Origin of the sequence: Herbaspirillum sp. 1130, assembly GCF_017833835.1 — a bacterium.
In the GTDB taxonomy this organism is placed as follows: domain Bacteria; phylum Pseudomonadota; class Gammaproteobacteria; order Burkholderiales; family Burkholderiaceae_D; genus Herbaspirillum; species Herbaspirillum huttiense.
The window spans coordinates 246418-267030 of the sequence record NZ_JAFICQ010000003.1 but is presented as its reverse complement, the minus strand read 5'-3'; the positions used below and the strand labels follow the sequence as shown (position 1 = coordinate 267030).

14 protein-coding genes are annotated in these 20613 nt (G+C 62.5%); 5 read left to right on the top strand and 9 right to left on the bottom strand.

Going from position 1 to position 20613, the window contains the following annotated elements:
* Nucleotides 1-89 precede the first annotated feature (89 nt).
* The gene (locus JOD78_RS14805; RefSeq protein ID WP_209568605.1) at nucleotides 90-938 is read left to right on the top strand and encodes a SirB1 family protein; all 849 of its coding nucleotides are present in this window, start codon (nucleotides 90-92) and stop codon (nucleotides 936-938) included.
* A gap of 24 nt (nucleotides 939-962) precedes the next feature.
* On the opposite strand, the gene JOD78_RS14800 is transcribed toward JOD78_RS14805, so the two are convergent.
* Nucleotides 963-2885 carry an ATP-binding cassette domain-containing protein gene (locus JOD78_RS14800; protein WP_121038227.1) on the bottom strand — a complete coding sequence of 641 codons (1923 nt, stop codon included), beginning with the start codon at nucleotides 2883-2885 and terminating at the stop codon, nucleotides 963-965.
* A 326-nt stretch (nucleotides 2886-3211) separates the two neighbouring features.
* On the opposite strand from JOD78_RS14800, the gene JOD78_RS14795 reads away from it, so the two are divergent.
* The 3 genes from JOD78_RS14795 (at nucleotide 3212) to JOD78_RS14785 (ending at nucleotide 8254) form a co-directional block, all read left to right on the top strand.
* Nucleotides 3212-5674: a penicillin-binding protein 1A gene (locus JOD78_RS14795; RefSeq protein WP_204725129.1), complete on the top strand. Its 2463-nt coding sequence runs from the start codon at nucleotides 3212-3214 to the stop codon at nucleotides 5672-5674.
* 460 nt (nucleotides 5675-6134) lie between these two features.
* Nucleotides 6135-6956 (top strand): c-type cytochrome, encoded by an 822-nt coding sequence (locus JOD78_RS14790; RefSeq protein WP_245202146.1) that lies wholly within the window; start codon nucleotides 6135-6137, stop codon nucleotides 6954-6956.
* On the top strand, nucleotides 6953-8254 hold the full coding sequence (locus tag JOD78_RS14785; protein WP_121038217.1) for a cytochrome c: 1302 nt from the start codon (nucleotides 6953-6955) through the stop codon (nucleotides 8252-8254). The genes JOD78_RS14790 and JOD78_RS14785 overlap by 4 nt, the downstream gene beginning before the upstream one ends.
* A gap of 68 nt (nucleotides 8255-8322) precedes the next feature.
* Here the strand turns inward: JOD78_RS14785 and JOD78_RS14780 are convergent, their stop codons facing one another.
* The 5 genes from JOD78_RS14780 to JOD78_RS14760 form a co-directional block, all read right to left on the bottom strand.
* Nucleotides 8323-9015: a response regulator gene (locus JOD78_RS14780; protein WP_034340383.1), complete on the bottom strand. Its 693-nt coding sequence runs from the start codon at nucleotides 9013-9015 to the stop codon at nucleotides 8323-8325.
* A 25-nt stretch (nucleotides 9016-9040) separates the two neighbouring features.
* The gene (gene glmM, locus JOD78_RS14775) at nucleotides 9041-10375 is read right to left on the bottom strand and encodes a phosphoglucosamine mutase (RefSeq protein ID WP_034340380.1); all 1335 of its coding nucleotides are present in this window, start codon (nucleotides 10373-10375) and stop codon (nucleotides 9041-9043) included.
* Nucleotides 10376-10509: 134 nt separating this feature from the next.
* A complete protein-coding gene (folP, locus tag JOD78_RS14770) occupies nucleotides 10510-11358 on the bottom strand; it encodes a dihydropteroate synthase (protein WP_121038214.1) in 849 nt (282 codons plus the stop codon).
* A gap of 258 nt (nucleotides 11359-11616) precedes the next feature.
* Nucleotides 11617-13506 (bottom strand): ATP-dependent zinc metalloprotease FtsH, encoded by a 1890-nt coding sequence (ftsH, locus tag JOD78_RS14765; RefSeq protein ID WP_121038211.1) that lies wholly within the window; start codon nucleotides 13504-13506, stop codon nucleotides 11617-11619.
* A 369-nt stretch (nucleotides 13507-13875) separates the two neighbouring features.
* The gene (locus JOD78_RS14760; protein WP_034340369.1) at nucleotides 13876-14523 is read right to left on the bottom strand and encodes an RlmE family RNA methyltransferase; all 648 of its coding nucleotides are present in this window, start codon (nucleotides 14521-14523) and stop codon (nucleotides 13876-13878) included.
* Between the two features lie 76 nt (nucleotides 14524-14599).
* On the opposite strand from JOD78_RS14760, the gene yhbY reads away from it, so the two are divergent.
* Nucleotides 14600-15058 (top strand): ribosome assembly RNA-binding protein YhbY, encoded by a 459-nt coding sequence (gene yhbY / locus JOD78_RS14755; RefSeq protein ID WP_034340366.1) that lies wholly within the window; start codon nucleotides 14600-14602, stop codon nucleotides 15056-15058.
* 154 nt (nucleotides 15059-15212) lie between these two features.
* Here the strand turns inward: yhbY and greA are convergent, their stop codons facing one another.
* The 3 genes from greA to carA all read right to left on the bottom strand — a co-directional run bounded on the left by greA (nucleotide 15213) and on the right by carA (nucleotide 20486).
* Nucleotides 15213-15689, bottom strand: coding sequence for a transcription elongation factor GreA (gene greA, locus JOD78_RS14750; protein ID WP_013233401.1), 477 nt, complete (start codon nucleotides 15687-15689; stop codon nucleotides 15213-15215).
* A 407-nt stretch (nucleotides 15690-16096) separates the two neighbouring features.
* The gene (carB, locus tag JOD78_RS14745; RefSeq protein ID WP_121038208.1) at nucleotides 16097-19330 is read right to left on the bottom strand and encodes a carbamoyl-phosphate synthase large subunit; all 3234 of its coding nucleotides are present in this window, start codon (nucleotides 19328-19330) and stop codon (nucleotides 16097-16099) included.
* Nucleotides 19323-20486 carry a glutamine-hydrolyzing carbamoyl-phosphate synthase small subunit gene (gene carA / locus JOD78_RS14740; RefSeq protein ID WP_008326829.1) on the bottom strand — a complete coding sequence of 388 codons (1164 nt, stop codon included), beginning with the start codon at nucleotides 20484-20486 and terminating at the stop codon, nucleotides 19323-19325. Before carA ends, carB begins: the two co-directional genes overlap by 8 nt.
* Between the last annotated feature and the right edge of the window lie 127 nt (nucleotides 20487-20613).

Here is a 20613-nt window from a genome sequence, read left to right as displayed (position 1 = left end):
CACAAGCCTGGAGCGGCCTGAAACAAGAAATTTCATTCCCCACCCGGCAGACCTGACGCAGCGCGCAATATTTTGATAGCATGGGTGACATGACGCTCACCTCCCTCGACTATTTTGCTTCGCTGGTGCGCCAGGACGATTCGATTCCGTTGTTCGAATCCGCCTTGACGCTGGGACAGGATTTTTATCCGGAAATGGATTTTGCCGAGGAAGAGAGGGCGCTCGACACGCTGGCGCTCAAGCTCAGGCAGCGCCTGCCCCAGGATGCCTCGCAGATCCAGAAGCTGCGCATGCTGAACCATTTCTTCTTCCAGGAAATGGCCTTCGCCGGCAACGTCAACAATTACTACGATCCCGACAACAGCTATATCCACCGCGTGATTTCGACGCGGCGCGGCATTCCGATCTCGCTGGCGGTGGTCTATATCGAACTGGCGCAGCAGATCGGCCTGGAGATGAAGGGAGTTTCCTTCCCCGGCCACTTCCTGATGAAGCTGTCGGTGCAATCGGGTGAAATCGTGCTCGATCCCATGAATGGCGCAAGCCTGTCGCGGCAGGAACTGGAAGAGCGGCTGGAGCCCTATCTGGCGCATCAGCCGGAAGAAGATTTCGGCGATGAACTGCCGCTGGCGGCCTACCTGCGCGCGGCCCATCCACGCGAGATCCTGGCGCGCATGCTGCGCAACCTCAAGGCCATCTTCATGGAAAGCCAGCGCTGGCAACAGGTGCTGGATGTACAGGAGAGACTGGTGATCCTGCTGCCCGAGGAAATCACCGAGAAACGCGACCGTGGGCTGGCCTATGCCAACCTCGGGCAAGCCCAGGCGGCGCTGGAGGATCTGGAAGCCTATCTGGCCCTGCGTCCCCATGCCGAGGACGCGCCCAACCTGCGGGAGATGCTGCCCGACCTGCGCGAAGCATTGCGCAAGCCGAGCTGACCGGGTCGTCCCGGTCTTCCGGGCTTACTGCTTCCCTTCGATCTCTTCCCAGCGTTCCAGGCTCACCAGCAGTTCTTCGTCGATCTCGGCGAAGCGCTGGTTCAGCTTGACGGCTTCATCGGCCCCCTTCTTGTACAGATCCGGATCGGCCAGTTTCGCCGACAGCTCCTTCTGTTCCGCTTCCAGCGCGGCGATGCGCTTGGGCAGTTCTTCCAGCTCGCGCTGTTCCTTGTAGCTCAGCTTCTTCTTGGCCGGTGCAGGTGCGGCGGCCGGAGCGGCCATGGTGGATTCGGCCTTGACCTCGTTCTTGTCGGCCGCCTTGGCAGCGGCCTTGGCCCCTGCCGATGTCTGCGCCGGGCGCTGGCGCTCCCAATCGGAATAGCCGCCCACGTATTCACGCCAGACGCCATTGCCTTCGGAGGCGATCACCTGCGTGACCACGTTGTCCAGGAACATGCGGTCGTGGCTGACCAGGAAGACGGTGCCTTCATATTCTTCCAGCAATTCTTCCAGCAGTTCCAGGGTATCGATATCGAGGTCGTTGGTCGGCTCGTCCAGCACCAGCACGTTGGCCGGCTTGGCGAACAGGCGCGCCAGCAACAGGCGGTTGCGCTCGCCACCGGAGAGCGTGCGCACCGGCGAACGGGCGCGTTCCGGCGCGAACAGGAAGTCCGACAGATAGGTCATCACATGCTTGCGCTGGCCGTTGACTTCCACCCAGTCGCTGCCCGGCGCGATGGTATCGGCCAGGGTCGTTTCTTCATTCAGCTGCGCGCGCATCTGATCGAAATACGCGACCTGCATCTTGGTCCCCTGCTTCACGGTGCCGCTGTCGGGCGTTTCCTCGCCCAGGATCAGCTTGAGCAGGGTGGTCTTGCCGGCACCGTTCTGGCCGATCAGGCCGACCTTGTCGCCGCGCATGAGGATGCTGCTGAAGTCGCGCACGATGGTCTTGGGGCCGTAGGCCTTGTTGACGTTTTCCAGTTCCGCCACGATCTTGCCGGAACGTTCACCGGTACCCACTTCCAGCTTCACCTGCCCCTGCCGCTCGCGGCGCTCGCTGCGCTGCACGCGCAGGGCTTCCAGGCGGCGCACACGGCCTTCGTCGCGGGTGCGGCGGGCCTGCACGCCCTTGCGGATCCAGACTTCTTCCTGCGCCAGGAATTTGTCGAACTTGGCATTTTCCACTTCTTCATTGGCCAGCAGCTCGGCCTTGCGGGCCTGGTAGGTCGTGAAGTTGCCGGGGAAGGAAAGAATCTTGCCGCGATCCAGTTCGATGATGCGGGTAGAGACGTTGTCCAGGAAGCTGCGGTCGTGGGTGATGAAGAGGATGCTGCCCTTGAAGTCGCGCAGCAGGCCTTCCAGCCACAGGATGGAGCCGAAGTCGAGGTGGTTGGTCGGTTCGTCCAACAGCAGCACGTCGGGGTTGCCGACCAGGCCGCAAGCCAGCGCTACACGCTTCTTCATGCCGCCGGAGAGCTCGCCGATGCGGGCGTCGCGGTTCAGGTTCAGCTTGTCCAGGGTGGTCTCGACCTTGTTGCCGATGGACCAGGCGTCGGCCGCATCCAGCACGGTCTGGATCTGGTGCATGCGCTCCAGCAGGGCGTCGTCATTGTCGCCGCCGAACTGGCCGGTGATGGCTTCGTATTCGGCCAAGAGCGCCGGCAGCTCGCCCAGGCCGGAGGCCACGGCGTCGAAGACCGTCATCTCTTCCGGGAAATGCGGTTCCTGGTCGACGTAGGCGATCTTCAGGTTCTGCTGCATCACCAAGAGGCCATCATCGAGCTTGGAACGGCCGGCAATGATCTTCAGCAGCGAGGACTTGCCGGTGCCGTTGCGGCCGATCAGGCCGATGCGTTCGCCAGTCTCCAGCGAGAATTCGGCGTGATCCAGGAGGGCGACGTGGCCGAAGGCCAGTTGTGCGTCGGAGAGGGAAATGACTGCCATAGCGTGCGTGATCTGCGTGAATGCGTCGGCCCAAGCCGCGCAGGATGAATGCGAAAGGCGCTTGATGCAGGAAAAAGCGCGAGAGCGGCATTGTACCGACTGCGCCGCACAAATGCTGATTTAAGCGCGCCCTTGCCCCTTCCGATGGGCTGGAACGGCTGCGGCTTGCACTTTGGCAACGGGATTGATGAAAAATAACGACAAAAGCTCGAATTTCCCCGTCGTCCGGGCGCCATGTTACAACTGGTTAAGCATTGCCCGTGGCGGGCACGCCGGGCCGGCGGTGCGATGCGGTAAGATAGCGCATTCCGATTCCCGCTCATCCCATGCCTTTTTCCTCTTTGCCGGACCTGCGCCGCCAGCGCGGCTTCCTCAATCCCAACATCGCCAAGTTCATCGGTCTGTCCATCCTCGGTCTCGGCGTCGCCGCTGCCCTGCTGGTGGTGTATGCACTGATCTTCATCAACCCGCGCCTGCCTTCGCTGGACCTGATCACCGACTACCGTCCCAAGGTGCCGCTGCGCATCTGGTCCGAGGACAAGGTCCTGCTCGGCGAGTTTGGTGAAGAAAAGCGCAGCCTGGTCAAACTGGAAGATATCCCGGCCGACATGAAGAATGCCGTGCTGGCCATCGAGGACTATCGTTTCTATGAGCACGGCGGCATCGACTGGATCGGCATCGCCCGCGCCCTGGCCACCGACGTGCTGCGCGGCAGTGCCTCGCAGGGGGCCAGCACCATCACCATGCAGGTGGCGCGCAACGTCTTCCTGACCAAGGAAAAGACCTTCTCCCGCAAGCTCTACGAAGTGCTGCTGGCCAACAAGATCGAACATGCCCTGACCAAGGACCAGATCCTGGAGGTCTACATGAACCAGATCTACCTGGGCCAGCGCGCCTTCGGCTTCGCTGCTGCCGCCCGCACCTACTTCGGCAAGGACCTGAAGGATATTTCCCTGGCCGAAGCCGCCATGCTGGCCGGCCTGCCCAAGGCCCCCTCGGCCTACAACCCCATCGTCAACCCCAAGCGCGCGCACATCCGCCAGCAATACATCCTGCAGCGCATGATGGAAGTGGGCTTCATCACCAAGGCGCAATATGAAAAGGCCGCCAAGGAAGAACTGAAGGTCCGTGCACCGGGCAGCCAGTACAGTATCCACGCCGAATACGTGAACGAAATGGTGCGCCAGATGGTGTATGCGCAGTACAAGGAAGACACCTACACCCAGGGCTTCAACGTCTACACCACCGTCAATGCAGCCGACCAGCAGGCGGCCTACCTGGCCGTGCGCAAGGGCGTAATGGATTACGACCGCCGCCACGGCTATCGCGGTCCGGAAGAAACCATCGAGCTGCCCGCCAATGCGGACGACCGCGCCTCGGCCATTGACGACGTCATGGACGACCATCCCGACAACGACGACATCCTGGCCGCCGTGGTGGTGGCCGCCAGCCCCAAGCAGATCGATGCGGTGCTGCGCAGCGGCGACAAGATCAGCATCAAGGGCGAAGCCCTGCGCTTCGTGGCCGCGGCCCTGTCGGAGAAGGCCAAGAAGGATATCCGCATCGCGCCGGGTGCCCTGATCCGCGTGATGCAGGATGCCAAGCAGAACTGGCAGGTGGTGCAGTTGCCGCAGGTGGAAGCGGCGCTGGTCTCGGTGGTGCCGCAGGATGGTGCCATCCGCGCCCTGGTGGGTGGTTTCGACTTCACCCAGAACAATTTCAACCACGTGACCCAAGCCTGGCGCCAGCCGGGTTCGACCTTCAAACCCTTCATCTATTCGGCTGCATTGGAGAAGGGTTTTGCACCGGCTTCCATCGTCAACGATGCCCCGGTTTCCTATCCGGCCGGCCCCGGCCAGCCGAACTGGGAACCCAAGGATGACGAAACCCCGGCCGGCCCCATCACCGTGCGCACTGCCCTGCAGAAGTCGGTGAACCTGGTGGCGATCCGCACGCTGGACTACATCGGCGTGCCCTATGCCAAGGACTTCATCACCGGCACCTATGGTTTTGATGCCGACAAGGTCCCGCCCTACCTGCCCATGGCGCTGGGTGCAGGCCAGACCAATCCGCTGCAGCTGTCTGCCGCCTACTCGGTGTTTGCCAACGGCGGCTACAAGATCCAGCCCTACCTGATCTCGCAGATCACCGATGCGCGCGGCAAGGTGCTGTCCAAGGCGGAGCCGCTGATCGTGGGCAATGGCGCACCGCGCGTGGTCTCGGAACGCAACAGCTACATGATGACCAGCATGCTCAAGGCGGTGGCCCAGGGCGGCACCGGCGCACGCAGCAACAGCATCGGCCGCACCGACCTGGCCGGCAAGACCGGTACCACCAATGATGCCGTCGACGGCTGGTTCGCCGGTTACCAGCGCACTTTGGCCACCGTGGCCTGGATGGGCTATGACCAGCCCAAGAGCCTGGGCAGCAAGGAATTCGGCGCACAGCTGGCGCTGCCGATCTGGGTCGATTACATGGCCAAGGCCTTGAAGGGGGTGCCGCAGTTCGACCTGCCGGTGCCGGAAGGCATCCGCTTCATCGATGGCGAGCCCTATTACGACAACTTCACGCCCAACAACGGCCTGGTGACCAATGTGGGCGTGACGGTGGTGGATGCGATCTCGAACTTCTTCGGCTGGACACCCAGCCAGACTCCGGCTGCACCGGGCAATGCGCAACCGGCACCGAACGTGCCGGGCACGTCGCAGGGAGCACCTGGCGGCTCAGCAAACCGGCCTCAGAGCGAGAGCGCAAGACGCTTCCTGGACAATACCAACCAGGGTCATTGAGGCAATGCCAGGCCACTGGCCTGGCAACTTCATTCAGTCAATCGGCAGCACGAAAAAAAACGGGCACTTCCGAAGAAGTGCCCGTTTCCTTTTGTCTGGTGCCCCCGACACGGATCGAACGTGTGACCTATCCCTTCATACCACTATGGCTTTCGCCACCATCAGATACATGAACGTCGTGTAACCGGATGTTTGTAGTCTGGACTATACCTTGGCCATGGACCCAGCCCTGACGGGAAGGTCGGAAGGCCGGAGCCGTCTAGTCTCTACACCTTCCGGCTTCCGAGGAAACCGGCTTGGCTCGGTATTGCCAGCAGCCGCTGCAAACGTGCATGCATGCGCTGTCAGGGTTCACCGACTTTGACTCCATTCAGGCGGCGCCTTTCGGCATCCGCTGCCCAATTTGACTTAGGAGGGGATCGCTCTATCCACTGAGCTACGGGGGCAAACAAGGCCGCTATTGTATCCGCTGCGCCCGGCCTTGCAAAGCCGCAAGCGCGGCGCGCGCATGGACTACAATAGGCCGATGCGCTTGCCCACAACAAATATGAAGAAGCTTGCAGCCGCCGCCCTGGGGACACTGATCGCGGGCGGCGCAGCCATGGCCCAGACGCCCGCGGACAAGCCGCGCGCCATACCGGGCATGGCCGAACGCATGGCCGCCTGCATCGCCTGCCATGGCAAGGAAGGGCGCGCCACGGCCGATGGCTACTATCCGCGCATCGCCGGCAAGCCGGAGGGCTATCTGCTGAACCAGCTGCAGAGTTTCCGCGATGGCCGACGCCGCTATCCGATGATGAATTACCTGCTGGGCCATCTCTCTGACGATTATCTTCAGCAGATCGCCCTGTTCTTCGCCGACCAGCATCCGCCCTATCCGCCCCCGGTGCCGGCCGATGTGAGCGCCACGGTGCTGGAACGCGGACGCCTGCTGGTCAGCCAGGGCAAGCCAGCCCAGGGCATTGCGGCCTGCGCCAGTTGCCACGGTGCCGGGTTGACCGGCGTGCAGCCCGGCATTCCGGGATTGCTGGGCCTGCCGCGCGACTACATCAATGCGCAACTGGGCGCCTGGCGCAATGGCGAACGCACCGCCAAGGCCCCCGATTGCATGGGCGAGATCGCCAGGGCATTGAGCCCGGAAGAAATCAATGCCGCCAGCAGCTGGCTGTCCTCCCAGCCGGTCCCGGCGGACTATGCGCCTGAGCGCGTGCTGCCCAAACCTTTGCCGGTGGCCTGCGGCAGCATGCCGGGTTCCTCCGCCAGTGCAGGAGCGGCACGATGAACAAGACCTTGCGCCTGGGCCTGGGAATCCTGCTGGGCAGCGTGCTGGCCGTGGTGGCGCTGACCGGCGGCGTGATCGCCTGGCAAAGCCTGCGCAGTGAAGATCCTGGCGTGGTCGTCCCGGTGACCGACCATCAGGCGCAGCTGACCAGGGGCCAGTACCTGGCGCGCGCCGGCAATTGCATGGCCTGCCACACCGTGCGCGGCGGCGCGGCCTATGCCGGGGGACGCGCCCTGCCGACACCCTTCGGCACGATCTACACCACCAACATCACACCCGATCGCGCCAACGGCATCGGCGACTGGAGCGCCGGCGATTTCTGGCGTGCCCTGCACCACGGGCGCGGACGCGATGGCCGCTTCCTCTTTCCGGCCTTCCCCTACACCAGCTACACCCAGCTCAGCCGCGAAGACAGCGACGCCCTGTTCGCCTGGCTGCGCACGCTGCCCCCCGTAAATCAGCCCAATCGTTCACATGACTTGCGCTTCCCTTACGACCAGCGCCCGCTGCTGGGGCTATGGCGTGCGTTTTTCTTCACACCGGCTGTTTACCAGCCTGATCCGGCGCGCTCCGCCCAGTGGAATCGCGGTGCCTATCTGGTACGCGGCGCTGGCCATTGCAGCGCCTGCCACAGCGCCCGCAACGTGGTGGCGGCCAGCATCGCACCGCTGGATCTGGCCGGCGGCATGATCCCCGCGCTGGACTGGTATGCACCGCCCCTGCATGGTGGCGAACACGGCCTGGGCGGCTGGAGTGAAGCCGACATCGCCGCCCTGCTCAGGACTGGCGTCTCGCCGCGCGGCACCTCGCTGGGGCCGATGTCGGAAATCGTCGGGCGCAGCCTGCAGTATCTGAACGATGAGGACATCAATGCGATGGCGGTCTACCTGAAGTCGCTGCCGGCCCAGCCCCTGCCCGCTGCCAGCGCCGCCGCGCAGCCGGAGCCCGCCGAGGCGGAACGCATCCTCAAACAGGGCAAGAAGCTCTATGGGGAGTTATGCGTGGACTGCCACGGCGGCAAGGGTCAAGGCAGTGCACCGGACTATCCGCCGCTGGCCGGCAATCACGCCATTGGCGGACCGCAACCGGTCAATGCCATTCGCGCGGTGCTCAACGGCGGCTTCCCGCCGTCGACGGCGGGCAATCCCTATCCCTTCGGCATGCCGCCCTTCGGTCCGCAACTGAGCGACCAGGAAGTGGCGGCATTGGTCTCCTATGTCCGCAACAGCTGGGGCAACCAAGGGGGATTCGTCTCGGCGTCAGACGTGAACCGCTATCGCAGCGTGCCGCTGGACTGATCAGACGCAAAAAAAGGCGATCCGGGGATCGCCTTTTCATTCATCGCGCTGCCAGCGGGTAGCTCACCTCACTGCTCGGCGCTCAGCTTGTACCCCATCCCGCGCACCGTCTGCACGTAATGCGCCAGATCGCCCAGCGACTTGCGCAGCCGCATGATGTGCACATCCACCGTGCGTTCCTCGATGAAGGTGTGGTCACCCCAGACCTTGTCCAGCAACTGGGCACGCGAGAAGATGCGTTCCGGATGCGCCACCAGATAGCGCAGCAGCTTGAATTCGGCCTGGTCCAGCGCCACCGCCCGGCCCGCCACCGCCACCTGGCGGCGTTCGACGTCAATGCTGATGTCGCGGTATTTGAGAGCCTGGCTGCCGATCTCCGGCGCCTTTCGGCGCAACAGGGCCTGCACGCGCGCCACCAGTTCCTTGGGAGAGAACGGCTTGGTCACGTAATCATCCGCACCTTCGTTCAAGCCCTTGACCTTGTCTTCTTCCATGCCCTTGGCGGTGAGCATGATGACCGGCAGCGCCGCCGTGCGCTGGTCGCGCCGCAGCTCCGAGAGCAGCACCAGGCCGGAGCTGTCGGGCAGCATCCAGTCCAGCAGCACGACATGAGGCAGCGACTCGGCAATCAGCTTGCGGGCCTGGGCCACGTCGGTGGCGATGGTGGTGGCAAAGCCCGCGCCCTGCATCGTGAAGCGCAACAGCTCCGCGATGCTGGGTTCGTCTTCGACCATCAGGATATGAGGGAGCTCTTTTGACATCGTCCTTGGATCCGCAACAACTGACTCAGAGCACCTTGGCCGCGATACGCTGGGCCATGCTGCGCGCCAGCTCGGCTTCCTGCGCCTCCACCATCACGCGGATCAGCGGCTCGGTACCGGACGGACGCAACAATACCCGGCCGCGCTCGCCCAATTCCTCTTCCACGGCGGCCTGTTCGGCTTGCAGCGCGGTGTTGGACTTCCAGTCGTAGCCGGCAGGAATCTTCACATTGATCAGCGATTGCGGATACAGGGTGATGTCGCCGGTCATCTGCGCCAGGGTCTGGCCGGCGCGCTTCAAGGCACACAGCACCTGCAGCGCCGAGACGATGCCGTCGCCGGTGGTGTGCTTGTCCAGTGCCAGCAGGTGGCCGGAGCCTTCGCCGCCGAGCAGCCAGCCCTTCTCCTGCAGCACTTCCAGCACGTAGCGGTCGCCCACCTTGGCACGTGCGAAGGGCACGCCCATCTTCTTGAAGGCCACTTCCAGGGCCATGTTGGTCATGAGGGTACCGACTGCGCCATCGACCGCGCCGCTGCTCAGGCGGTCCTTGACCATCAGGTAAAGCAGTTCATCACCGTTGTAGATGCGGCCGCTGCCATCGACCATGATGAGACGGTCGGCATCGCCATCGAGCGCAATGCCGAGGTCGGCCCGATATTCACGCACCGAGGCCACCAGCGATTTAGGCGCGGTGGCACCGCAATCCTCGTTGATGTTCAGGCCATCGGGCTGGTTGCCGATGGTGATGACTTCCGCGCCCAGCTCATGGAATACGTGCGGGGCGATGTTGTAGGCCGCGCCGTTGGCACAGTCCACCACCAGGCGCATGCCGCGCAGGTCCATGGCACTGGGGAAGGTGCTCTTGCAGAATTCGATGTAGCGGCCGGCCGCATCCGACAGGCGGCGCGCCTTGCCCAGCTTCTCGGAGGGGACGCACTCCATGGGCTGCTCCAGCGCCGCTTCGATATCCGCCTCGACCTGGTCGGGCAGCTTGTTGCCCTTGGCCGAGAAGAACTTGATGCCGTTGTCGTGATAGGGATTGTGCGAGGCCGAGATCACCACCCCGGCCGAGAGACGCTGGGCGCGGGTCAGGTAGGCCACGGCCGGGGTCGGCAGCGGGCCAGCCAGCCAGACGTCCACGCCGGCAGCGGCGAAGCCGGCTTCCAGCGCGGCTTCCAGCATGTAGCCGGAGATGCGGGTGTCCTTGCCGATCAGCACCGTCGGTCGGGCCACGCCATCCTTGGACTTGGCCAGGACCTTGCCGGCCGCATAGCCCAGGCGCATGACGAAATCCGGTGTGATCGGGGCCACGCCCACGCGACCGCGCACGCCATCGGTGCCGAAGTATTTACCTGCCATGTTGGTCCCTTATCGCTTAACGCTTATTGCTTATTGATGTCTTGCAGGCCCGGCGAGCGCACTGGCCTGTTTCCCATGAAATCTGTTGTCGTGCTTGAGTTTCGATCACGTTCGCATACGTAGCGCCGCCCGCATCAAAGGTCGCCGCGTCCTGCCTGCCACATGGCCAGCGCATCGACCGTCTCGGCCACATCGTGCACGCGGATGATCATCGCCCCCTGCTGCGCCGCCGCCAGCGCAGCACCGATACTGCCGGCCATGCGGCGTTCCAGCGGCTTGCCGGTGACCGCACCGATCATGGACTTGCGCGACATGCCGGCCAGCAGCGGCAGGTCCAGCGTGTCGATCAATCGGCGCGTGTTCCTGAGCAAAGCCAGATTATGCTCCACAGTCTTGCCGAAACCAAAACCGGGGTCGATGCAAATTCGTTCACGTCCGATACCGGCCGCCTTCATCAGGCCGACCTGGGTCTGCAGGAATTGCTCGACCTCGGTGACCACATCTTCATATCGGGGTTCTTGCTGCATGGTCTGGGGCTGGCCTTGCATGTGCATCACGCACAGGCCGGCTTCGCTGTCCTTGACCGCGTCGATGGCCCCCTCGGCACGGAAACCGTTGATGTCGTTGATCATGTCCACCTCGGCGACCAGCGCTTCGCGCATGACGGCCGGCTTGTAGGTATCCAGGGACAGGGGCTTGCCGCAGTCGCGCAGGGCGTAGATCACCGGCATGACGCGCTCCAGCTCTTCCTGCAGCGACAGCGGCGCAATGCCGGGGCGGGTGGACTCGCCACCGATGTCGATGATGTCGACGCCGTCGGCAATCATCTGTTCGGCATGGGTCAGGGCCAGTTCCAGCGAATGATGGCGACCGCCATCGGAGAAGGAATCGGGCGTCACGTTGAGGATGCCCATGACCAGTGGCCGGCGGCCAGGCTGGACCGGCAGGCGGAACCTGCCGCATTTGAGGAAAGCTTGCGTCATCTTGCTGTGGTAGGTGATGCGGATGAATTGCCCGAGGTGGCGGCCCTAAGCATGCTGCGCCGCGCACCATCGCTGTGCGGCAGCATGATACACCGCCGATGGACCGCCTTTACACTTTTGTCCGGCAGGGGCGCCATCGGCTGCACGGTTTTTCATCTGCCAAATTCATTCGCCAAATAAAAAAGGTGAGGATTTCTCCTCACCTTCATCGGGTCTGCGGCTTCAGGCATTCACACCCTGCGCCTTGCGCTGCACGCCTCAGGCCGGGGCAGTGGCGTTGGGCGAGACGTCGCCGGAACGGTTGTTGTCCGAGGGCGACTTCTTGACCGGCACACCATTGCGCGGCGGACGCGGTTCGTCGCCATTCATGATGTCGTTGACCTGATCAGCGTCCAGGGTTTCCCATTCCAGCAGGGCCTTGGCCATGACGTCGACCTTCTCGCGGTTCTCTTCCAGCAGGCGGCGGGCCAGGGCGTATTGCTCGTCCAGGATGCTGCGGATTTCAGCGTCCACCTTTTGCTGGGTGGCTTCGGAGACGGTCTTGGACGACATGCGGCCGAAGTAGGCATCCTGCTCCGAATCTTCATACACCATGGTGCCCAGGGTCACGGACATGCCATAGCGGGTAACCATGGCGCGGGCCAGCTTGGTGGCGCGCTCGAAGTCGTTGGACGCGCCGGTGGACATCTGGTGCATGAAGATTTCTTCAGCGATACGGCCACCGAAGAGGATCGAGATCTCTTCCAGCATCTTGTCCTTGTACATGTTCACGCGGTCATGTTCCGGCAGCTGCCAGGTCAGGCCGAGGGCATAGCCACGCGGCATGATGGTGACCTTGTGGACCGGATCGGCCTTGGGCAGCAGCTTGGCGACAACCGCGTGGCCGGACTCGTGATAAGCGGTGTTGCGGCGTTCTTCCTCGCGCATCACGGCCGACTTGCGTTCCGGACCCATGACGATCTTGTCCTTGGCATCTTCGAAGTCCTGCATTTCCACCAGGCGCTTGTTGCGGCGCGCAGCGAAGAGCGCGGCTTCGTTGACCAGGTTGGCCAGGTCGGCACCGGAGAAACCGGGGGTGCCACGGGCCAGGATGTCGGCCTTGACGTCAGGAGCGATGGGCACCTTGCGCATGTGGACGTAGAGGATCTGTTCGCGGCCACGGATGTCGGGCAGGCCGACCATCACCTGGCGGTCGAAGCGGCCCGGACGCAGCAACGCCTTGTCCAGCACGTCGGCGCGGTTGGTGGCAGCGATCACGATGACGCCGGAGTTGGCTTCGAAGCCGTCCATCTCCACCAGCATCTGGTTCAGGGTCTGTTCGCGTTCGTCGTTGCCGCCACCCATGCCGGCACCACGATGGCGGCCGACGGCGTCGATTTCGTCGATGAAGATGATGCAGGGAGCGTGCTTCTTGGCGTTCTCGAACATGTCGCGCACACGGGAGGCACCGACACCGACGAACATTTCCACGAAGTCCGAACCCGAGATGGTGAAGAACGGCACCTTGGCTTCGCCGGCGATGGCGCGGGCCAGCAGGGTCTTGCCGGTACCCGGGGGGCCGACCATCAGCACGCCGTGGGGGATGCGGCCGCCCAGCTTCTGGAACTTGGTCGGGTCACGCAGGAATTCGACCAGCTCCTGGACTTCTTCCTTGGCTTCGTCGCAACCGGCGACATCGGCGAAGGTGACCGAGTTGCTGTTCTCATCCAGCATGCGCGCCTTCGACTTGCCGAAGGAGAACGCGCCGCCCTTGCCGCCGCCTTGCATCTGGCGCATGAAGAAGATCCAGACGCCAATCAACAACAGCATCGGGAACCAGGAAATGAAGATTTGCGACAGGAAGGACTGCTCTTCCGGCTGGCGCACGTCGAACTTCACGCCATTGTTGAGCAGGTCACCGACCAGGCCGCGGTCCAGGATGGTGGTCGCGGTCTTGACCTTGGTGCCATCCTGGGTGGTGGCGATGATGTTGCGATCCTCGATGGTCGCATCCTTGATGTGTCCGGCCTTGACCTCGGAGATGAAGTCCGAATACGCGATCGGCTTGGCATTGGTCGCCATGCTGCGGCTGTCGAACTGTTTGAACACCATAAACAGCACGAGCGCGATGACTACCCAGATGGCAGCCTTTGAAAACATATTGTTCACTGGAACTCCTCCGACGCCTGCGCGCCACGTTGCCTTTGTATCGTCCGATTTTACCCGGATTCAACCACCCTTACACGGAAAACCACCGTCCGCCCAGCCTCGCCCTGCCCCACTGTGCCATCGCGCAACGCACAAAAAGGCGTCACACCCGGCTGCTGGCGCATTTCTTTGCCATTCCGACATCAGCTTGAAGACTGGCGGGGAAGACATTCTTGCCTGCGATTCAGACAAACTAACGATTTACAGAAATCGATATAAGGCTGAAATCGGGCAAAACAAGGCAGGAAAATTCACTAAATCGCCGTGTTCACAGCAGATTTTGCGCTGGTTTGCGGACGACGAACCGGTTTTGCATCAACTTTAACTGAATTAGCTGCGAGGATTTTTCAGGATTTTCCCTAGCAGAAAGATTTCGGACGACTTGTCGCGGCTGGCCTTGGGCTTCTTCGACATCACCGTCTTGAATTCGGCCCGGAATTTGTGCACCAGTTCGTTGTAGCCGGTCCCGTTGAAACACTTGACCAGCAAAGCGCCGCCAGGTTTCATGTGCAGCTGGGCAAAATCGATGGCCAGGTCGATCAGGTACTCCACCCGCGCGGCATCGGCAATGGCCACGCCCGACAGATTGGGCGCCATGTCCGACAGCACCAGGTCGGCCTTGCGGCCCTGCAGCAAGGCTTCCAGCTGGCGTACTGGCTCATCTTCGCGGAAGTCACCCTGAATGTAGTGCACATCCGCAATCGGATCCATCGGCAGGATGTCCAGTCCGATGATGGTGCCGTGGATGCCCCCGCCTTCAGCCCCGGCCAGCTTGTTGCGCACGTACTGGCACCAGCTGCCGGGAGTGCAGCCGAGGTCGACGATCACCTGCCCGGGCTTGATGAGACGCTCTTCCTCATCGATTTCCTTGAGCTTGTAGGCCGCACGCGCACGATAGCCTTCCTTCTGCGCCAACTTCACATAAGGGTCGTTGATATGGTCGTGTAACCAGTTTTTGTTCAGTTTGTTCTTTGCCATTCGCGTAGAATACTGGTTTTATCTCATTGAGGGACAACTTGGCTTCGCCGAGACCTCGTCCCGAACCCGCACTCCCATGTTGAATCTGACTCCCGCCGAGCGCAGCGAACTGCGCGCCCAGGCCCATGGCTTGAACCCCGTCGTGATGGTAGGCGAAAGTGGCCTGACCGAATCCGTCATGAAGGAAATCGACAAGAGCCTGAACGCCCACGGCCTCATCAAGGTCCGCGTCTTCGGCGACGACCGCGAAGCTCGCATCGCGATCTACGAAACCATCTGCGCTGAACTCAAGGCAGCGCCGGTCCAACACATCGGCAAGCTGCTGGTGCTGTATCGCCCGCAAAAGGACGAAGGCAAGAAAGCCGCTGCCGGTGCCAAGGGCGGCCTGCGCGAAGTGACCATCGTCAAGTCGCACGCCACCAAGCGCCCTTCGGTGAGCAAGGTCATGCTCAAGGGCAATGAACGCATTACCGCCGGTGGCCTGGTCAAGAAGGCCAAGCCGCGCCAGCGCAGCACCAAGAAGTCGCTCGGCTGATCCCTCGATCGCCCGTCGCGCCGGGCTGCAGCTTGCTGCGGCCCACAAAACAGAATGCCCGCTGATGCGGGCATTTTCATTTCCGGCGTCGGTATTGCGGCAGGATCATTGGCGCATCCGCCAGGCTTGAGCGAGACGGATGCGGCGGGCTACATCAGACGTAGCGCACTTCCAGGATTTCGTATTCCTTCAGGCCCGAGGGGGCTTCCACGGCCACCACGTCACCGGCGCTCTTGCCGATCAGGGCACGGGCGATGGGCGAGGTCACCGAGACCTTCGATTCCTTGATGTCGGCTTCGTCCAGGCCCACGATCTGGTAGGTCACCTTCTCGCCGCTGTCCAGGTTTTCCAGGTCCACGGTGGAGGCGAAGACCACGCGGCCTTCGGCGTTCAGTTCGGCCGGGTCGACGATCTGGGCCGCGCCCAGCTTGCCTTCCAGGTCGGCGATACGGCCTTCGATGAAGGCCTGGCGCTCCTTGGCGGACTCGTATTCGGCGTTTTCGGACAAGTCGCCCTGCGCGCGCGCTTCGGCGATCGCATTGATGACTTCCGGACGGTCTTTGGTTTTCAAACGGTGCAATTCTTCCTTCAGAAGTTCGGCGCCACGCTTGGTAAGGGGAACTGTGCTCATAAGTCTCTTGCTCAAGGTTAGGGTTACACGGAAGACGCATCCAAGGTCCGCCGGCCGCTGAACACGCAAAAAGAGAGCCGCGCCGCCAACCTGGCGGACAAGCCTTGTCTTTACGGGAACAGTCTGGCTGGTGAACGGACCGTTGCTGCAGGATTCCGTCAGCTCTTCAACAACACGCGCTCTGACTCAGAGCCGCTAAGGACATGACGCCACGCGCAAGCCCAAATGAATGTGGCCCGATGGCGTCATGTCCTTAGCGTCCCCGGACGGATCTGCCCTGCAACATTGAACATGTTGTGGCCGCAGGGTGTCGTCCAAAAGTCAGAGAGGGCATCGATTGCTCAGATGCCCTCTTTGCCTGCCGGCGCCCATCAAACTAACGCCGGCAAAAGTAACGTGTTGTGGGTTTAGTGTATAGCTTTATGCAGGCCTTGTAAATCGTAGACGTCCAGCGCGTCCAGATGGCGCATGCCTTCCACTGCCGCTTCGGCACCGGCGATGGTGGTGAAGGTGGTCACGCGGGCGGCCAGGGCCGAAGTGCGGATCGCTCCGGAGTCGGCAATGGCGTTGCGCTTTTCTTCAACGGTGTTCACCACGAGGGCGATCTCGTTGTTCTTGACCATGTCCACGATGTGCGGACGGCCTTCCACCACCTTGTTGACGGTGGCCACGGGGATGCCGGCTGCGCTGATGGCAGCCGCCGTGCCCTTGGTGGCGACAATCGAGAAGCCCAGCCCAACCAGGTCGCGCGCCACTTGCACGGCACGCGGCTTGTCGCTGTTCTTCACCGACAGGAACACCTTGCCGGACTTCGGCAGCTTCACGCCGGCACCCATCTGCGACTTCACGAAGGCTTCGCCGAAGGTCTTGCCTACGCCCATGACTTCACCGGTGGACTTCATCTCAGGGCCGAGGATGGTATCCACGCCCGGGAACTTGACGAACGGGAACACGGCTTCCTTGACGCTGTAGTAAGGCGGCACGACTTCGTTCTTGATGCCCTGGCTGTCCAGCGACTGGCCGACCATGCAGCGTGCGGCGATCTTGGCCAGCTGCAGGCCGGTGGCCTTGGAGACGAAGGGCACGGTGCGCGATGCACGCGGATTCACTTCCAGCACGAAGACGGTATCGACAGTCTTGCCATCGACTTCACTTTGCTGGATGGCGAACTGCACGTTCATCAGGCCGACCACGTTCAGGCCCTTGGCCATCAGCGCGGTCTGGCGCTTCAGTTCTTCGATGGTGTCCTTGGACAGCGAATACGGCGGCAGCGAGCAAGCCGAGTCACCCGAGTGCACGCCAGCCTGTTCGATGTGCTCCATCACGCCGCCGATGAAGGTACGTTCACCGTCGGAGAGGCAGTCCACATCCACCTCGATCGCATCGTTCAGGAAGCGGTCCAGCAGCACCGGCGAGTCATGCGAAACCTTGACGGCTTCACGCATGTAGCGCTCCAGGTCACGCTGCTCGTGGACGATTTCCATGGCGCGGCCACCCAGCACGTAGGACGGGCGCACCACCAACGGGTAACCGATTTCCTGTGCCAGTTGCAGCGCGTCGGCTTCGGTACGGGCGGTACGGTTGGGCGGCTGGCGCAGGCCCAGGTCCTGCAGCAGCTTCTGGAAACGCTCGCGGTCTTCGGCGGCGTCGATCATGTCGGGCGAGGTGCCGACGATGGGCACGCCATTGGCTTCCAGGTCCAGCGCCAGCTTCAGCGGGGTCTGGCCGCCGTATTGGACGATCACGCCGACCGGCTTTTCCTTGTCGACGATTTCCAGCACGTCTTCCAGCGTCACCGGCTCGAAGTACAGGCGATCGGAGGTGTCGTAGTCGGTCGAGACGGTTTCCGGGTTGCAGTTGACCATGATGGTTTCGTAACCATCGTCACGCATGGCCAGCGCGGCATGCACGCAGCAGTAGTCGAATTCGATACCCTGGCCGATACGGTTCGGGCCACCGCCCAGCACCATGATCTTCTTCTTGTCGGTCGGGTTGGATTCGCACTCTTCGTCATAGGTCGAATACATGTAGGCGGTATCGGTCGAGAACTCGCCCGCACAGGTATCGACGCGCTTGAAGACCGGACGCACACCCAGCTTCTTGCGCTGTTCGCGCACGGCGGTGTCGGTGGTCTTCAGCAGCTTGGCCAGGCGGCGATCCGAGAAGCCCTTCTGCTTCAGCTGGAACAGGGTCGCCTTGTCCAGCGACTCCAGCGCCACATCCTTTTCCAGCCACAGTTCGATGTCGACGATCTCCTTGATCTGCGACAGGAACCACGGGTCGATGTGGGTCAGGCCATGCACTTCTTCCAGCGAGAAGCCTTGGGCGAAGGCGTCGCCCACGTACCAGATGCGGTCCGGACCGGGTTCGCCCAGTTCCTTCTCGATCAGTTCGCGGTCGGTGGTCTTTTCGTTCATGCCGTCCACGCCCACTTCCAGGCCGCGCAGGGCCTTCTGGAAGGATTCCTGGAAGGTACGGCCGATGGCCATGACTTCACCCACGGACTTCATCTGGGTGGTCAGGTGCTTGTCGGCCTGCGGGAATTTCTCGAAGGTGAAGCGCGGGATCTTGGTCACGACGTAGTCGATGGACGGCTCGAAGGACGCCGGGGTCGCACCGCCGGTGATCTCGTTGCGCAGTTCGTCGAGGGTGAAGCCCACGGCCAGCTTGGCGGCGATCTTGGCGATCGGGAAGCCGGTCGCCTTGGAGGCCAGTGCCGAGGAACGCGAGACGCGCGGGTTCATTTCGATGACGATCATGCGGCCATCGGCCGGGTTGACCGAGAACTGCACGTTGGAGCCGCCGGTATCCACACCGATTTCACGCAGCACCGCCAGCGAGGCGTTACGCATGATCTGGTATTCCTTGTCGGTCAGCGTCTGGGCCGGCGCCACGGTGATGGAGTCACCGGTGTGCACGCCCATCGGGTCCAGGTTTTCGATGGAGCAGACGATGATGCAGTTGTCCGCCTTGTCGCGGACCACTTCCATTTCGTATTCCTTCCAGCCGATCAGCGATTCTTCGATCAGCAGTTCGGAGGTCGGCGAAGCTTCCAGGCCGCGCTTGCAGATGGTTTCGAATTCTTCGGCGTTGTAGGCGATGCCGCCGCCGGTGCCGCCCATGGTGAAGGACGGACGGATGATGACCGGGAAGCCGATGGTCTTCTGCACCGCCCACGATTCTTCCATCGTGTGCGACACGCCCGAACGAGCCGAACCCAGGCCGATCTTGGTCATGGCCTGCTTGAACTTGGAGCGGTCTTCGGCCTTGTCGATGGCTTCCGGAGTCGCACCGATCAGCTCGACCTTGTACTTGTCCAGCACGCCGTTGCGGTGCAGGTCCAGTGCGCAGTTCAGCGCGGTCTGGCCGCCCATCGTCGGCAGGATGGCGTCCGGCTTTTCCTTGGCGATGATGCGTTCCACCGCTTGCCAGGTGATCGGCTCGATGTAGGTGGCATCGGCCATTTCCGGGTCGGTCATGATGGTGGCCGGATTGCTGTTGACCAGGATGACCTTGAAACCTTCTTCACGCAGGGCCTTGCAGGCCTGGGCGCCGGAATAGTCGAATTCGCAGGCCTGGCCGATGATGATCGGGCCAGCGCCAATGATCAGGATGCTTTTGATGTCAGTACGCTTAGGCATTTTGTTTCTTCTCCATCATCGCCACGAACTTGTCGAACAGGGGAGCGATGTCATGCGGTCCAGGGGATGCTTCGGGGTGGCCCTGGAAGCAGAAAGCAGGTTTGTCGGTGCGCTCGAAGCCTTGCAGCGAGCCATCGAAGAGCGACACGTGGGTCACGCGGCAGTTGGCCGGCAGGGTCGCCTGGTCCACGGCGAAACCGTGGTTCTGCGAGGTGATCATCACCTGCTTGCTGTCCAGGTCCTGCACCGGGTGGTTGGCGCCGTGGTGGCCGAACTTCATCTTGAGGGTCTTGGCACCGGAGGCCAGGGCCATGATCTGGTGACCCAGGCAGATGCCGAAGGTCGGGATGCCGCGCTCGATCAGTTCCTTGGATGCGGCGATGGCGTAATCACAGGGTTCCGGATCGCCAGGACCGTTGGAGAGGAAGATGCCGTCCGGGTTCAGGGCCAGCGCTTCTGCAGCAGTGGCTTGTGCCGGCAGCACGGTGACCTTGCAGCCGCGCTCGGCCAGCATGCGCAGGATGTTGTACTTGACGCCGTAGTCGAAGGCGACCACGTGGAATTTCGGGGTGATCTGCTGGCCATAGCCGCGGCCCAGGCGCCATTCGGTCTCGGTCCAGTTGTAGGCCTTCCGGGTGGAAACCACCTTGGCCAGGTCCATGCCGGCCAGGCCCGGGAAGGCGCGCGCCAGTTCCAGTGCCTTGGCGGTCGCCGCAGCGATGTCAGCTTCACCGGCGACGATGGCGCCGTTCTGGGCACCCTTCTCGCGCAGGATGCGGGTCAGCTTGCGGGTATCGATGCCGGCGATGGAGACGATGTTGCCTTCCTTGAGGTAATCCGACAGCGATTGCTGGCTGCGGAAGTTCGACAGCAGGCGCGGCAGGTCCTTGATGATGAGGCCGGCGGCGTGGATCTGCGAAGCTTCGACGTCTTCACGGTTCACGCCCGTGTTGCCGATGTGCGGATAAGTGAGGGTGACGATCTGGCGGCTGTAGCTGGGGTCGGTCAGGATTTCCTGGTAGCCGGTCATCGCGGTATTGAACACGACCTCACCGGTGGTGTTGCCTGCGGCGCCGATGGAAAAACCTTGGAAGACAGACCCGTCTGCGAGCGCGAGGACGGCCGGAATCGCGGGACCGGAAAGAAGAGGCAGCAAGGGTAACTCCTGAGATTGTTACCGCCGCGGCTGGATGACCGGTAGACCTTTGCGCGCCAAACTGACCGGCGCGAACACCCCGACTCATTCGGTACGGAAGCGTGGCTGGGCCTGTTGGGAACGAGGA